Source organism: Pseudomonas sp. NPDC086112 (genome assembly GCF_044746425.1).
Taxonomy (GTDB): domain Bacteria; phylum Pseudomonadota; class Gammaproteobacteria; order Pseudomonadales; family Pseudomonadaceae; genus Aquipseudomonas.
In genome coordinates, this window is sequence record NZ_JBIVCD010000001.1 from 338267 (window position 1) to 352926 (window position 14660).

A 14660-nucleotide genomic window follows, 5' to 3' on the forward strand; every position below is an offset into this window, starting at 1 on the left:
ATGACCGTGGCCCAGACGACCAAATACGTCATCAAATACAAACTCAACGGCGAGCGCCGCTTCGAATTCGCCCAGCTGGAGAACGGCACGGAAGAAGAAGCCAAGGCCGCACTCGACGTCATTCATGGCCAGACTGAAGATGTCATCAGCGAGATCAGCGTGAGCAAAGCGCTGTAAAGCGATCTGGAGCGACAACATGGACGTCTGCTCCCCTTTCGAATTCGACCGCAAGCGCCGGAGTGCCCACTCCCGCCACGCTCACTAAACTGGCCGCCTCGACCTTCTGGTCAAGGAGTCAGAACCTTGTTTACCGACCCGATTCATCACGATGCCCTCGACTGGATCACGCTTGCGCAGCAACTCGATCAGGATGGCTGCGCGCTAATCCGGTCGTTTTTAGGCCATCCGACCTGCGATGAAATAAGCGCCCTGTACGACCGGCCCGAGCCCTTTCGCTCCAAAGTGGTGATGGCTCGCCACGGTTTTGGCCGGGGCGAGTACAAGTATTTCAAGTACCCGTTGCCGGATCCGGTGGCCCGGTTGCGTAGCGCGCTCTACCCTCGACTGGTTCCAATCGCCAATCGCTGGTACGAATCGATGGACCTGCCGACCCGTTTCCCCGAATCCCACGAAGCATTTTTGCAGCGCTGTCATGCTGCTGGTCAGGAACGCCCGACACCTTTGTTGCTGCAATATGGGCCACAGGACTACAACTGTTTGCATCAGGATCTGTACGGCGAACACGTCTTTCCGCTGCAAGTGGCGATTCTTCTGTCAGAACCGGGAGAAGACTTTACCGGCGGTGAGTTTGTGCTGACTGAACAACGTCCGAGGATGCAGTCGCGTCCGCAAGTCATCGGTCTGAAGAAAGGCGACGCGTTGATTTTTGCCGTGAATCAGCGTCCGGTAAAAGGTGTTCGCGGCTATTACCGAGTAACCATGCGTCATGGCGTGAGTCGCCTGCACAGTGGAAAACGGCATACCCTTGGAATCATCTTTCACGATGCGTTATGACCCCATGAGCCCGATCACTTTTGATCTGTTTGCCGATACAGAACCCGAGCAGCCGTCCAGGCGCGAGCAGATTGGCGAACAATCCTTCGTTCTTAGAGGCTTCGCCCTGCCCTGGCTCGACCGGTTGCTGCCGGCACTAGAGGCGGTTCTGGCAGCAGCCCCTTTTCGGCAGATGGTCACGCCCGGCGGCTTTACCATGTCAGTGGCGTTGAGCAGTTGCGGCACCTGGGGCTGGACGACCGACCGCAGCGGCTACAAGTACACCCGTAATGATCCGCAGACCGGCGCGCCCTGGCCTGAAATGCCTGAGGTGTTTTTCGAGCTGGCGCAAGCGGCGGCGCGAGAGGCAGGCTTTATGGATTTCGTACCGGATTCCTGCCTGATCAACCGCTATATTCCCGGTGCCAGAATGTCGTTGCATCAGGACAAAAACGAAGGCTCCTACGCGGCGCCCATTGTGTCGGTGTCCTTGGGGTTGCCGGCGACGTTCCTGTTCGGTGGCTTCGAACGCAGCGCCAAAAGCCAACGCGTGCCGCTGTTGCACGGCGATATTGTGGTCTGGGGCGGCGTCGACCGTTTGCGTTATCACGGCGTATTGCCGATCAAGGAGGGTTATCACCCTCAATTGGGCGAACAACGGATCAACTTCACCTTCCGTACCGCGGGATGAAACCGTTGAATTCGACCGCAAGACCCGGAGTGTGGCACCTCTGCCGGCTGGTTAATCTGCATGAAACGGGTCAACGGACATGAAGCCATGACAACTCAATCGACAAAAAACGCTACCGAGAACGATCCTCGCTGGGCTGCCGTGGTCGCACGCGATCCCCGCGCCGACGGGCAGTTTGTGTATGCAGTGAAAACCACCGGCATCTACTGCCGCCCCAGCAGCCTGGCGCGTTTGCCGAAACCGCAGAATGTCGAGTTCTTCGACACCGCCGAGCAAGCTCAGGCAGCGGGTTATCGCCCCAGCAAACGGGCCGCGAAAGATCAAAGCGACGTCGCCGCACAACACGCCACGACCGTGGCCGCCGCATGCCGTCACATCGAATCCGCCGAGACGTTACCGGCGCTGAATGAACTGGCGGACGCAGCCGGCCTGAGCAGTTTCCACTTCCATCGCGTGTTCAAGGCCATCACCGGCCTGACGCCCAAGGGCTACGCCACGGCCCATCGCTCACGCAAAGTTCGCGAGCGCCTGACGGACGGCGGCACGGTCACCGACGCGCTGTATGACGCCGGATTCAACTCCAACAGCCGTTTCTATGAGGCTGCAGATCAAGTGCTGGGCATGAAGCCCGGCGATTACCGTGCGGCCGGGCAGAACAACGACATTCGTTTTGCCGTCGGCCAGTGTTCTCTGGGAGCGATTCTGGTGGCGCAAAGTGAGCGCGGCGTCTGCGCGATTCTGTTGGGGGACGACCCGCATCAATTGGTCTGTGACCTGCAGGACAAGTTTCGGCGCGCCAACCTGATTGGCGCCGATCATGAGTTCGAGCAGTTGATCGCCAAAGTGGTGGGTTTTATCGAAGCTCCGGCGCTCGGCCTGGACTTGCCGCTGGACGTACGTGGCACGGCGTTTCAGGAGCGGGTGTGGCAAGCCCTGCGGGAGATTCCCGCCGGCAGCACCGCCAGTTACGCCGATATCGCTCAACGCATCGGCGCACCGAAAGCCGTGCGCGCCGTGGCCCAGGCCTGTGGTGCGAACAGCCTGGCGGTGGCAATCCCTTGCCATCGCGTGGTGCGCAGCGACGGCAACCTGTCGGGCTATCGCTGGGGCGTGGAGCGCAAGCGTCAGTTGCTGGAACGCGAAAACGCGGCTGAGTCCTGAATGCCGATATAGACCGCCACGGTCTCCGGACCGGTGTAGACCTCGAAGTCGGTGGCGAACTTGCGGCGAACCTGTGGGTTATCCTCGAAGTAGGCCCAGACCAGGCCCCACGTCTGGATGACGCTGTCGGGCATCGGCCCTTTGGCGCTGAACACTAGGTAATCGCCGCCCTCAACCTGAATCTGCGCAAAGTCCTCGGAGGGCGCGGTAACCGCCGCACCCGCGGTTACATCGAAGTAGCCCGAAGCATCGGATTCGTAGTTGGAATAGACGCCGTACATAAACGAGTCCGGCTGTTTGTGGGCGATCTTGTCGAAAACGTCCTCAACGAAAAACTGTTCCCACATAGGGCCGATACGCGCGGTATCTGGCTGCTGTTCTGCGGCATTAAGCGTTCGCACCTGCAACCCAGAGACGCTAAAGGGCAGCACTTCACGCAGCTTTACATCCATTGTCGCTATTCCTTGTTTCTACAATTTGTCTGTTTGATTGGCGCCGAGACGATCAACGATTGACGTCGACCACCACCCGACCGCGCAACTGGCCGGCAAGCAGGCGCTGGGCCGCGTCGATGGCTTCACTCAAGCCGATTTCGTGACTGATCAGCGGCAGCAAGGCGAAATCCAGATCCTTGGCCAGGCGATTCCAGGCCAGTATCCGCTTGGCTTTGGGTTGGGTCACGCTGTTGATGCCGGCCAGGGTCACCCCACGCAAAATGAACGGCGCGACGGAGGCTGGAAAGTCCATGCCTTGTGCCAGGCCGCAGGCAGCGACAGTGCCGTTGGCCCGAGTGCTTGCGCAAGCATTGGCCAGCGTGTGGCTGCCGACCGAATCGATCACCGCCGCCCAACGTTCCTTGGCCAATGGTTTGCCCGGCTCCGATAACGTGGCGCGATCGATGATTTCACTGGCACCCAATTGCTTGAGGTAGTCGTGCTCGGCGGTGCGGCCGGTGGACGCCACCACGCGATAGCCGAGTTTGCTCAGCAGCGCGATGGCGAAACTGCCTACGCCACCATTGGCGCCCGTCACCAGCACTTCACCCTGCTCGGGGGTCACGCCGTTGTGTTCCAGCGCCAGGATGCTCAGCATCGCCGTGTAACCGGCCGTGCCGATGGCCATTGCTTGCGCGGCGGTGAATGCTTTGGGCAACGGGATCAACCAGTCGCCATTCAGGCGAGCTTTCTGCGCCAATCCGCCCCAATGTCCTTCGCCCACACCCCAGCCATTGAGCAGGACTTGATCACCGACCTTGTAGTCCGGATGACCGCTGACTTCGACAGTGCCCGCCAGATCGATCCCCGGCACCATCGGGAATTTTCGCACCACCGGGCTGCTGCCCGTGATCGCCAGGCCATCCTTGAAGTTCAGCGTGCTGTACGCCACGCGCACGGTCACATCGCCTTCAGGCAATTGATCGTCACTGATCTCTTGCAACGTGGCCCGGTAACCGTTGTCGTCCTTGTCGATCAAAATGCCTTTGAACATCACTGCCTCCCGATGGAATCGCTCAGTTGTCGTGCTGTTGAAATAACACATGAAAACACATCGCCGTAGCCGACTTTAAGCCAATCCTCAAACTCGACTGGCCTTGCGTCAGTCATTACTGATACAAATTCGCTTCTACCGACGTCGGAGAACACTGCACATGAGTCAATGGCCAGACACCCGCATTCTCGACCTGCTCGGGATAGAACTGCCGATCATCCAGGGCCCCTTGGCCGGCGCGACGACGTCGGCCATGGTGATTGCGGTGAGCAACGCTGGCGGCCTGGGCTCGATGCCCGCCGCGATGCTGAGCATCGAGCAGTTGCGCGAGGAGCTGAAAACGATTCGCCAACACACCCGGCGCCCGCTCAACGTCAATTTCTTTTGCCATCAACCTCCGCCACCCGATGAGCAACGCGCCCGGGACTGGAAGAATCTGCTGGAACCGTATTACCGGGAATTGGGTGTCGACTTCGACGCGCCGACGCCAGTGTCCAATCGCGCACCGTTCGATCATGCGGCCTGCGAAGTGATCGAAGAATTTCGTCCTGAAGTGGTGAGTTTTCACTTCGGCCTGCCGGAAAAGTCCCTGCTTGATCGGGTAAAAGCTACCGGGGCGAAAATTCTCTCTTCGGCGACTACCGTCGAAGAGGCCATCTGGCTGGAACAACATGGTTGCGACGCGATCATCGCCATGGGTTACGAGGCCGGCGGTCACCGGGGGATGTTCCTCAGTGATGACCTGAGCAGCCAGGTAGGAACCTTTGCCCTGGTGCCACAAATCGTCGATGCGGTGAATGTGCCGGTGATTGCGGCGGGCGGGATTGGAGATGCACGGGGCGTGGCGGCGGCTTTTCTGCTGGGCGCTTCGGCGGTCCAGGTGGGTACGGCTTATTTGTTCACGCCGGAGGCCAAGGTCAGCGCGTCTCACCACAAGGCGTTGCGCACGGCCAAGGAAAGCGAGACGGCGGTGACCAACATTTTCACCGGGCGCCCGGCGCGCGGGATTCTCAATCGGGTGATGCGAGAACTGGGGCCTATGTGTGACAAAGCGCCGGCCTTCCCATTGGCGGGCGGTGCGCTGATGCCGTTGCGGGCCAAAGGGGAAGCGGACTTCAGCAATCTTTGGGCTGGGCAGGCGTTTACGTTGGGGGTTGAAATGACTTCGGCAGAGCTGACCCGGCGGTTGGCGGATGAGGCGTTGGCGAAACTAACTCACCGCTAGACACAGAACCCTGTGGGAGCGGGCTTGCTCGCGAAAGCGGTGTGTCAGGCGACATCAATGTTGACTGTACCGTCGTCTTCGCGAGCAAGCCCGCTCCCACAGGTTCCAACGGCATTCAGTGCCAACCTGCACTTTGCATCTGGCAAGTTCCGTTTACAGGCAATTCGCTATATATTCCGCTATATAGCGTTTCACTCGCCTACCACGGAGCCGCTCCATGATCATTCGTGCCTCACGTATTGCCCCCGCGTGCCTGTTCACCGTGTTCACTTTCGGGTCCGCCCAGGCGGATGAAGTCCAGGTCGCCGTCGCTGCCAACTTCACCGCGCCGATCCAGGCCATCGCGGCCGATTTCGAGAAAGACACCGGGCACAAACTGGTCACCTCCTTTGGTGCAACCGGCCAGTTCTATACCCAGATCAAGAACGGCGCGCCGTTCGAAGTGTTCCTCTCGGCAGACGACACCACCCCGAAAAAACTTGAAACCGAAGGCGACACGGTCAAAGGCTCGCGCTTCACCTACGCCATCGGCACCCTGGCGCTGTGGTCGGCCAAGGACGGTTATGTCGACGCCAAGGGCAAGGTGCTGAGCGACAATCAGTATCAGCATCTGTCCATCGCCAACCCGAAAGCTGCCCCGTATGGCCTGGCTGCCACTCAAGTGCTGGCCAAACAGGGGCTGACCGACAAGGTCAAAGACAAGATCGTCGAAGGCCAGAACATCACCCAGGCGTACCAGTTCGTCTCCACCGGCAACGCCGAACTCGGTTTTGTGGCCTTGTCGCAGATCTACAAAGACGGCAAAGTCACCAGCGGTTCGGCCTGGATCGTGCCGGCCGATCTGCATGACCCGATCAAACAAGACGCGGTAATCCTCAATAAGGGTAAGGACAACCCGGCCGCCAAGGCACTGGTTGACTACCTCAAAGGTCCGAAAGCCGCCGCTGTCATCAAATCCTACGGTTACCAACTCTAAATGACGCTATCGAGTGCCGATTATTCCGCCATCTGGCTGACTCTCAAACTGGCGTCCCTGACGACCGTGATCCTGCTGGTCATCGGCACTCCGATTGCTTTATGGCTGTCGCGCACCCGGTCCTGGCTGCGCGGTCCGATCGGGGCGATCGTCGCCCTGCCCCTGGTGCTACCGCCGACGGTGATCGGCTTTTACTTGTTGCTGGTGCTCGGCCCTAACGGGTGGGTCGGCCACTTCACCCAATCGCTGGGGCTCGGCACCTTGACCTTCAGTTTTGCGGGGTTGGTGATCGGCTCGGTGCTGTACTCGATGCCGTTCGTGGTCCAGCCGCTGCAAAATGCTTTTTCCGCCATCGGCACTCGCCCACTGGAAGTGGCTGCAACCTTGCGCGCCAATCCCTGGGACACGTTCTTCAGCGTGATTGTGCCGCTGGCCCGCCCCGGTTTCATCACCGCGGCCATTCTTGGTTTTGCCCATACCGTTGGCGAGTTCGGCGTTGTACTGATGATCGGCGGCAACATTCCCGACAAGACCCGCGTGGTCTCGGTGCAGATCTACGATCACGTCGAAGCCATGGAATACGCCCAGGCTCATTGGCTGGCCGGGGCGATGCTGGTGTTCTCGTTTGCAGTATTGCTGGCGCTCTACTCCAGCCGTAAAACCAAAGCGGTCTGGAGCTGATCGATGATTCATGCGCGCTTGAAACTGAATTATTCGGGCTTCTCCCTGGATGTGGACTTGCAACTGCCCGGCCGCGGAGTGACCGCGCTTTACGGCCATTCCGGCTCGGGCAAAACCACGTGCCTGCGCTGCATCGCCGGCCTGGAACGGGCCGAGCAGGGTTTTATTCAGGTCAACGATGAAGTCTGGGAAGACAGCGACAAAGGGATATTCGTACCGCCGCATAAACGCGCTTTGGGTTATGTTTTCCAGGAAGCCAGCCTGTTCCCGCATTTATCGGTGCGGGCCAATCTGGAGTTCGGCCTCAGACGTATTCCCCGCCAACAGCGCCGGGTCGACATGGCCCATGCCACTGAGTTGCTGGGGATCAGCCATTTGCTGGCCCGTGATCCGCAAAACCTTTCTGGCGGCGAGCGCCAGCGGATCGGCATCGCTCGCGCCCTGCTCACCAGCCCGAAACTATTGCTGATGGACGAACCGCTGGCGGCACTCGATACCCAGCGTAAAAACGAAATCCTGCCGTACCTGCAACGGCTGCACGATGAGCTAGACATCCCCGTGCTGTACGTCAGCCATTCCCAGGATGAAGTCGCGCGGCTCGCCGACCACCTCGTTCTGCTCAGCAACGGCAAGGCTTTGGCCAGCGGCCCCATCGGCGAAACCCTGGCCCGGCTCGATCTGCCGCTGGCGCTGGGGGACGACGCAGGGGTGGTGATCGAAGGGCACGTCAGCGCCTATGACGCCGACTATCAGTTGTTGACCTTGCAACTACCCAACACGGAGCTGAGCATTCGAGTCGCCCATTCGCCGATGGCTGAAGGCCAGACACTGCGCTGCAAGGTCCAGGCGCGGGATGTCAGCCTGAGCCTGCAAGGCGTCGAACAAAGCAGCATTCTCAATCGTCTGCCGGTCACGGTGATCAGTGAAATCGGTGCCGATAACGCCGCTCACGTACTGATCCGCCTGAACGCGGCCGATACGCCGCTACTGGCGCGGATCACCCGTTATTCCCGGGATCAATTGGGCGTGCACCCCGGACAGCAACTCTGGGCGCAAATCAAAGCGGTGGCGGTGCTGGCCTGAATCCATCGGCACCCCGGCGATGGCGCGCGGTCAATGGCTTAACGCCCCATGATTCGTCGCCCAGGATTGCCCGCCATGCCAGATACCGCGTTGCCCGATGTTCTGCCGCCCGACCTGCATTACGTCGATGACAGCCAGCCCGGCATCACCCGCAAACGCCTGCGCGGCAAGTTTTGCTACTTCGACCCGGCGGGTCAGCGCATTACCGATCCGGATGAAATCAAACGCATCAATGCACTCGCGGTGCCGCCCGCCTACACCGATGTGTGGATTTGCGCCGACCCGCGCGGCCATCTGCAAGCCACCGGCCGCGACGCTCGTGGCCGCAAGCAATACCGTTATCACCCGCGCTGGCGCGAAGTGCGCGATGCCGACAAATACTCGCGCTTGCGGGACTTCGGCCTGGCCCTGCCGAAACTGCGCAAACAACTGGAAGCGCTGCTGGCGGCCCCCGGCTTCAGCCGCGACAAGGTCATGGCCACGGTGATTACCTTGCTCGATGCGACACTGATCCGGGTCGGCAACACGCAATACGCTCGGGACAACCGCTCATATGGCCTGACGACCCTGCGCAACCGTCACGTCGAGGTCAACGGCAGCGCGATTGTGTTCCAGTTTCGCGGCAAGAGCGGCATCGAGCACCAGATCACCGTAAAAGACCGGCGCCTGGCGCGAATCATCAAACGCTGCCTGGAAATCCCCGGGCAAAACCTCTTTCAGTATCTGGACGAAAACGGCGAGCGGCACACCATCAGTTCCTCCGACGTCAACGCCTACTTGCAGACGCTGACCGGCGCCGATTTCACCGCCAAGGACTACCGCACTTGGGCCGGCAGTGCGTTGGCATTGGCGGTGCTGCGCGAGTTGCAGTGGGAATCGGAAGCCGACGCGAAGCGGCATGTGGTGGAAATGGTCAAGAACGTCGCCCGACAGTTGGGCAACACTCCGGCGGTTTGCCGCAAGTGCTACATCCATCCGGCGGTCGTCGATGGTTTCATGCAGGGCGCATTATCCAAACTGCCGCGATCAAGAGGACGTAAAAGGTTGAGGGCAGAAGAAGTCGCGTTGGCTGTGCTTCTGGAGAAGCTTATCGAGACGGCTGAAACACCCTAAGACCTCTTCGAGGCGAACTAAACCGACGAACTGACCTGTCCTTTTTTTGCGTGATTGCAAAGGGCTTCTATGCTTGATCTGAATACGAATAGCTTCGGTGACGCCATGGAAGACATTTTCGTTGTGAAACGCTGCAACAAGATCATCATTCATGGCCGCCGGGCCGGAGAACCCGATCACCCGCCACCCGATGCTGCCGTCTGGTATCGCATTACCGATACCCGCACTCGCGGCTTCATCGGTGACGGCTTCGATCTTGAAGAGGACGCCGCGCGCGAATGTCGGCGGCTTAACGCGGTCAGCTCGCCGAAGTCCCGGCAGGCCTGAAGCTGACCTGTTTTATTTCCGGGTCTATACTTAGAGGTGCTGAAGGATCAGCGACCCATCGGCAGAAAGCTCGCTCCCCGCGGGCTTTTTGTTGCCCTTTACCCGATTTCTTTGAACGGAGGTGTATGTCATGTCCGAGAAAGAGTCCATCACCACCCTGCTTACCCTGCTTGACTCCCGTCAGGCGCGCCTTGCCGCTGCCTGCAAGGAAATCGCCGACTGGGTTGATAATCAAGGGGGGCATCCGACAGCCCTCAGGATTCGCGATCGTCTGAACGACATCGAGAAAGACACGCCGCAGATTCGCAGCGCGCTGTCTTCACTCAAACCTGTAGAGCCGCCGCTGCCTCGGTTCAGATGAGTCGACCCCAGTACTTGAGCCAAGCACAAAGCCCCCTTCAGGGCACCTGAACGGTGACAATCGTCACCAGGCTTATACCTGCCTGCCCATCATGCGCTACACACCCACCCGGCCAAATTTGCCGGGATTTTTTTGTTTGTGTCTTTTCCCATTTCACATGGCCTTCACAACTCATCCCCTACAGTGCATCCACTCCTTTCAAGAAATCCCCCTGGCCCGCCCGCATGCGGGCCTTTTTTTGCCTGTTATATAACGAACGAACGCCCTCGCCTGTCTGTCGAACGATTACACATCACGAAGGAGATACCCCATGGTCACTCACTTCAAAGTCGGCGGGCACCTGGCCTGCGGACACAAAGGCAGCAACCTGACGTCAAGCAGCATACTGACCCGGGTGAAATGCCGAAGCTGCCGAAACACCGATGCGTTCAAAGAAGCACGCAAAGCCGAACGCAACGCTGCCCGTCGCGCTGCACGCAAGGCCAAAGCAACCCACACCGCCAATGACTGGCGCGCAGCCTGGACCCAGCGGCTGATCGAAATGCCCGGTTTGCAAAGATTACCGCGTGGTTTTACCGGCCAGCCATTTGTGTAGCTGACTCCCTGATCCTCCATGGGGCGCTAGATGAGAGAAAATACCGATGAACAGACTTCTTCTGCTTCTGATCGTCTGCCTGTGCCCCGGGCTGGCGATGGCACAAGGGTGCGACGTCAAAACCCGATCCCAAAGCCCTTCGGTCCCCGTGATCGAAACACACTCCTGCTATGAATACGAAGGCATGCCTGTGGACTCTATTGACTGGTCCTGCAGCAATGAGAGCAAGGAAATGCTGACCAACACCAAGAAAAAAGTCGCACAGTGCGGCGATCGCTATCGGGCCACCTGCCTGGGCACTTTGACTGCAGAGGCGCTGGCCAACCCTCAATCCATCAGCAAAGACAAGAACAGCAAACCACTGAACATTCCCGACAATGCCCAGGTCATCACGTATTACTACAGCGTCGAGAACCTGCCGCAGGCCAAGATCGATTGCGAAACCGGTGGTGGGAAATGGACGCAGAAATAGCTGCTTTATGAGCTGGAGGTACTCAGGGTCGATACAGGCGAGATAGCGAGCATCGCGGCTGAATTTCTTAAGTGATGGGTGTTAACGATAGGCCTGTCAAAAATTGAGAGGCAGAAACGACAAAGGCCTGCATGAGAAACCTCATGCAGGCCTTTGATAAATATGGTGCCCGAAGCCGGAATCGAACCGGCACGCCCTTACGAGCGGGGGATTTTAAGTCCCATGCGTCTACCAGTTTCGCCATTCGGGCGGTAGCGCGGTAAAGCGGTCTGAAGACTGACCAATAACGATCTGGCAGTTCTGACGCTTGTGCAACAGAGGGGGAAATATATACATCCCGCCCCGGTGAAGCAAGTTCGCAAAGATCCTTTTCAAGACTAAATCTTGCAGGACTGCGAAAATAAAAAAGCTCCGTAGATCATGGATCTACGGAGCTCGTTTAAAGTGGAGGCCGAAGTCGGAATCGAACCGGCGTAGGTGGATTTGCAATCCACTGCATAACCATTTTGCTATTCGGCCTCAAACATCTGATGTCAGTAGCACAACATCAAACGTGTAAACTCGTATCTGGAAACAAGATTCTAATCTAGTATCCAACCCTTTGAAATCTAAGGGGTTTTCGTGTTCCCTAAGCAGGAATGGACGCAATTCTGGACTGGTTCGAAAGGCATGTCAAGAACTGGAGAAAAATAATTCCAGGTCCGTCCCGTCAGCCTTAAAAGATCGCAGCCTTCGGCGGCTCAACATGGGTCGCGTACATCCGTAGGAGCTGCCGAAGGCTGCGATCTTTTGATCTTGTGCCCTTTAATGACTGACCGCCACCACCCGTTGCAACCGCTGCCGATACTGACTGGGAGTTTCCTGCATTTCATGGCGGAAGTGTCGATTGAAATTCGACAGGTTGGCATAACCTACTTCAAAGCAGATATCTGCAACGCTGAAACTGCTTTGCGCCAGCAAACGGCAGGCACGCTGGACCCGCAGTTTACGTGTCAGGTCGACGAAGGTATGGCCAGTGGCGCGCTTGAAGAATTTGGAGAAGGCCGGTTCGTTCATGTCCAGGCGCTGGGCGATGACGGACATCCGCAGCTCATCCGCGAGATCGTTGAGGATGTAGTCGAAGACAATACTCATGCGCTGGGCCGTCAATGCGTCGAGCATCGGCGCATATTGCAGGCTGGCGAGCGTCTGTCGCTCGGTGTCGGGGGCCGATGCCAGCAACTGCAGCAACGACAGGAACAGGCACAGCCTCTGCAATCCTTGGCACTGACCGATTTCTTCCAGCAGTCGGGCCGCTTTTTTACGGGTAAGGCCATGAAACTGGATGCCCTGGGCCGCCTGACGAAACAGACTTTGCAATTCGCTGAGTTCAGGGACCTTGTCGCGCAGCTGCATCAGCATCTGACCATCGAATTGCAACACGACGTCGCGGCCGGCTATCACCTCCCCTTTGCCCAGGTCACTGATCCAGTCGTGAGGCAGGCCTGGACCGATCAGGGCGACGTGGCCGGCCTCGAACAGGCCGATGTAGTCACCCGCCAATAGCCGACCACTGCCTTCGCGGATCAGGTGAATCTCGAATTCCGGATGATGATTCCAACGCGCAAGGTCGAAGGGATAGTCATGCTCGTACCAACGAAAGCTGTGCTGGGGCTCGTTCAGAATGACTTCAAGCGCGGGCGGCTTGTCTGCGGTTACGTGATGGCTCATCACCCTGGCGATTCCATTTTTGTTGGTTTTATCAAGGCTACCGCGAAGCCGGGACGAATCGACGAGATTCGAAACTCCACGGCGCTGTTATCAGATTCACACTAAGCAGACAGCAAGCCTAGCGTCCTGTGTGGCGGTCACTGATACTTTTTTTCCACTGTCCTGCCCGGTTAAAAAAGTATCAGTGCGGTGTATGCCGTTCATTTGTTCACCACTTGGGTTGCTGTAATCCTGTGTTCATCCCGTTGCGGCCATGGCTCGCACCGTGGATTACAACAACAATAAGTGCCTCTGCCGCCCAAGGCGCAGAGCGGAGAACACGATGAAGATCATCCCAAGCGCGTTTTTTCTATCCGCCGGCCTGTCCTCTGCCCTGCTCTGCCAGGCTGCCGAAACGGTGACCATCGCCACCGTGAACAACAGCGACATGATCCGCATGCAGCGGCTGTCCAAAACATTCGAACAGCAGCATCCGGACGTGAAGCTCAACTGGGTGGTGCTTGAAGAGAACGTGTTGCGTCAGCGCCTGACCACTGACATTGCCACTCAGGGCGGTCAATTCGACGTGCTCACCATCGGCACTTACGAAACACCGCTGTGGGGCGCCAAGCATTGGCTGGAACCGATAAAGGATCTGCCCGCCAGCTATGACCTCGAGGATATTTTCCCCTCGGTTCGTCAGGGACTGTCAGTCAACGCCACGCTCTATGCCCTGCCGTTTTATGGCGAAAGTACCATCACCTATTACCGAACCGACTTGTTCAAGAACGCCGGCTTGAGCATGCCCGAGCACCCGACCTGGACGCAGCTCGGTGAGTTCGCCGGCAAGCTGCACCAGCCGGACAAAGAGCAGTATGGAATGTGCCTGCGCGGCAAGGCTGGTTGGGGTGAAAACATGGCGCTGCTGACCACCATGTCCAACGCTTTTGGCGCGCGCTGGTTCAACGAGCAGTGGCAGCCGCAACTCACTGGGCCGGAATGGACCGCCGCCGCGAACTTCTACGTCAACACCCTCAAGCAGTACGGCCCGCCGGGTGTTTCGAGCAACGGCTTCAACGAGACGCTGGCCCTGTTCAACAGCGGCAAATGCGCGATCTGGGTCGATGCCAGCGTCGCCGGCTCCTTCATCACCGACACAACTCAAAGCAAGGTCGCCGATAAGGTCGGCTTCGTCGCGGCGCCCACGCAGGTCACCGACAAGGGCTCGTCCTGGCTCTATGCCTGGTCGCTGGCCATCCCTGCGACGTCCAAACACAAGGAAGCCGCCAAAGCCTTTGTGACCTGGGCGACCTCCAAGGACTACATCCAACTGGTCGCCGATAAGGATGGCATCACCAACGTACCGCCGGGCACTCGTATGTCCACCTACAGCGACGCTTATTTGCAGGCTGCACCCTTCGCCGGTGTCACGCTGAAAATGATGCAGAACGCCGACCCTGCACACCCGTCAGTCCAACCCGTGCCTTATGTCGGTATCCAGTACGTGACCATTCCTGAATTCCAGGCCATCGGCACGTCGGTCGGCAAGCTGCTGTCTGCGGCGCTCACCGGGCAGATGCCGGTTGAGCAGGCTCTGGCCTCGGCCCAGCAAACCACCGAACGCGAGATGAAGCGCGCTGGTTATCCAAAATAGCAACATACCGATAGATCAAGACGCAGAACCAGTGGGGGAACCTGTAGGAGCGAGGCTTGCCCGCGAAGAATGCGCCGCGGTTTTTCAGGTATTACGCGTCATCGTTCTTCGCGGGCAAGCCTCGCTCCTACAGGGGGGGCTTCGCAGACTG

The 14660-nt window shown here is 58.6% G+C and carries 17 protein-coding genes and 2 tRNA genes; 14 read left to right on the forward strand and 5 right to left on the reverse strand.

What is annotated here, in order from left to right; all coding sequences use genetic code 11:
- Positions 1 to 6: 6 nt before the first annotated feature.
- The 4 genes from ACIPLA_RS01470 to ada all read left to right on the forward strand — a co-directional run bounded on the left by ACIPLA_RS01470 (position 7) and on the right by ada (position 2845).
- Positions 7 to 177, forward strand: a complete 171-nt coding sequence (locus tag ACIPLA_RS01470) for a hypothetical protein (protein WP_162232616.1) — start codon at positions 7 to 9, stop codon at positions 175 to 177.
- 126 nt (positions 178 to 303) lie between these two features.
- Complete coding sequence (locus tag ACIPLA_RS01475; RefSeq protein WP_192344602.1) at positions 304 to 1014, forward strand: 2OG-Fe(II) oxygenase; 711 nt, start codon at positions 304 to 306, stop codon at positions 1012 to 1014.
- A complete protein-coding gene (gene alkB, locus ACIPLA_RS01480) occupies positions 1004 to 1684 on the forward strand; it encodes a DNA oxidative demethylase AlkB (protein WP_401170781.1) in 681 nt (226 codons plus the stop codon). The genes ACIPLA_RS01475 and alkB overlap by 11 nt, the downstream gene beginning before the upstream one ends.
- A gap of 87 nt (positions 1685 to 1771) precedes the next feature.
- Positions 1772 to 2845, forward strand: coding sequence for a bifunctional DNA-binding transcriptional regulator/O6-methylguanine-DNA methyltransferase Ada (ada, locus tag ACIPLA_RS01485; RefSeq protein ID WP_401170784.1), 1074 nt, complete (start codon positions 1772 to 1774; stop codon positions 2843 to 2845).
- Here the strand turns inward: ada and ACIPLA_RS01490 are convergent.
- Positions 2809 to 3297 carry a GyrI-like domain-containing protein gene (locus ACIPLA_RS01490; RefSeq protein ID WP_123494761.1) on the reverse strand — a complete coding sequence of 163 codons (489 nt, stop codon included), beginning with the start codon at positions 3295 to 3297 and terminating at the stop codon, positions 2809 to 2811. The two genes, ada and ACIPLA_RS01490, sit on opposite strands and share 37 nt — an antisense overlap.
- Positions 3298 to 3349: 52 nt before the next feature.
- Positions 3350 to 4333 carry an MDR family oxidoreductase gene (locus ACIPLA_RS01495; RefSeq protein WP_401170787.1) on the reverse strand — a complete coding sequence of 328 codons (984 nt, stop codon included), beginning with the start codon at positions 4331 to 4333 and terminating at the stop codon, positions 3350 to 3352.
- Positions 4334 to 4493: 160 nt separating this feature from the next.
- Between ACIPLA_RS01495 and ACIPLA_RS01500 the strand changes: the two genes are divergently transcribed.
- The 9 genes from ACIPLA_RS01500 (at position 4494) to ACIPLA_RS01540 (ending at position 11166) form a co-directional block, all read left to right on the forward strand.
- A complete protein-coding gene (locus tag ACIPLA_RS01500) occupies positions 4494 to 5558 on the forward strand; it encodes a nitronate monooxygenase family protein (protein WP_218395004.1) in 1065 nt (354 codons plus the stop codon).
- Positions 5559 to 5775: 217 nt separating this feature from the next.
- On the forward strand, positions 5776 to 6534 hold the full coding sequence (modA, locus tag ACIPLA_RS01505) for a molybdate ABC transporter substrate-binding protein (RefSeq protein ID WP_401170790.1): 759 nt from the start codon (positions 5776 to 5778) through the stop codon (positions 6532 to 6534).
- On the forward strand, positions 6535 to 7215 hold the full coding sequence (gene modB / locus ACIPLA_RS01510; RefSeq protein WP_192344597.1) for a molybdate ABC transporter permease subunit: 681 nt from the start codon (positions 6535 to 6537) through the stop codon (positions 7213 to 7215).
- 3 nt (positions 7216 to 7218) lie between these two features.
- Positions 7219 to 8298: a molybdenum ABC transporter ATP-binding protein gene (gene modC / locus ACIPLA_RS01515; protein ID WP_401170793.1), complete on the forward strand. Its 1080-nt coding sequence runs from the start codon at positions 7219 to 7221 to the stop codon at positions 8296 to 8298.
- 75 nt (positions 8299 to 8373) lie between these two features.
- The gene (locus tag ACIPLA_RS01520; RefSeq protein ID WP_401170795.1) at positions 8374 to 9411 is read left to right on the forward strand and encodes a DNA topoisomerase IB; all 1038 of its coding nucleotides are present in this window, start codon (positions 8374 to 8376) and stop codon (positions 9409 to 9411) included.
- Between the two features lie 69 nt (positions 9412 to 9480).
- Entirely contained in the window at positions 9481 to 9738 is a 258-nt protein-coding gene (locus ACIPLA_RS01525; RefSeq protein WP_007900018.1) for a hypothetical protein, read from the forward strand.
- A gap of 130 nt (positions 9739 to 9868) precedes the next feature.
- Positions 9869 to 10099, forward strand: a complete 231-nt coding sequence (locus tag ACIPLA_RS01530; RefSeq protein WP_008012835.1) for a hypothetical protein — start codon at positions 9869 to 9871, stop codon at positions 10097 to 10099.
- 310 nt (positions 10100 to 10409) lie between these two features.
- Positions 10410 to 10694 carry a hypothetical protein gene (locus tag ACIPLA_RS01535; RefSeq protein WP_008012834.1) on the forward strand — a complete coding sequence of 95 codons (285 nt, stop codon included), beginning with the start codon at positions 10410 to 10412 and terminating at the stop codon, positions 10692 to 10694.
- A 46-nt stretch (positions 10695 to 10740) separates the two neighbouring features.
- Entirely contained in the window at positions 10741 to 11166 is a 426-nt protein-coding gene (locus ACIPLA_RS01540; RefSeq protein WP_401170798.1) for a hypothetical protein, read from the forward strand.
- Positions 11167 to 11329: 163 nt separating this feature from the next.
- Here ACIPLA_RS01540 and ACIPLA_RS01545 read toward each other — a convergent pair.
- From ACIPLA_RS01545 to ACIPLA_RS01555, 3 genes are all read right to left on the reverse strand, one after another.
- Positions 11330 to 11416, reverse strand: a tRNA-Leu gene (locus ACIPLA_RS01545).
- 195 nt (positions 11417 to 11611) lie between these two features.
- A tRNA-Cys gene (locus ACIPLA_RS01550) sits at positions 11612 to 11685 on the reverse strand.
- A 285-nt stretch (positions 11686 to 11970) separates the two neighbouring features.
- Positions 11971 to 12876 carry a helix-turn-helix domain-containing protein gene (locus ACIPLA_RS01555; protein WP_401170801.1) on the reverse strand — a complete coding sequence of 302 codons (906 nt, stop codon included), beginning with the start codon at positions 12874 to 12876 and terminating at the stop codon, positions 11971 to 11973.
- 322 nt (positions 12877 to 13198) lie between these two features.
- On the opposite strand from ACIPLA_RS01555, the gene ACIPLA_RS01560 reads away from it, so the two are divergent.
- A complete protein-coding gene (locus ACIPLA_RS01560; RefSeq protein WP_401170804.1) occupies positions 13199 to 14509 on the forward strand; it encodes an ABC transporter substrate-binding protein in 1311 nt (436 codons plus the stop codon).
- The last annotated feature ends 151 nt before the right edge of the window (positions 14510 to 14660 follow it).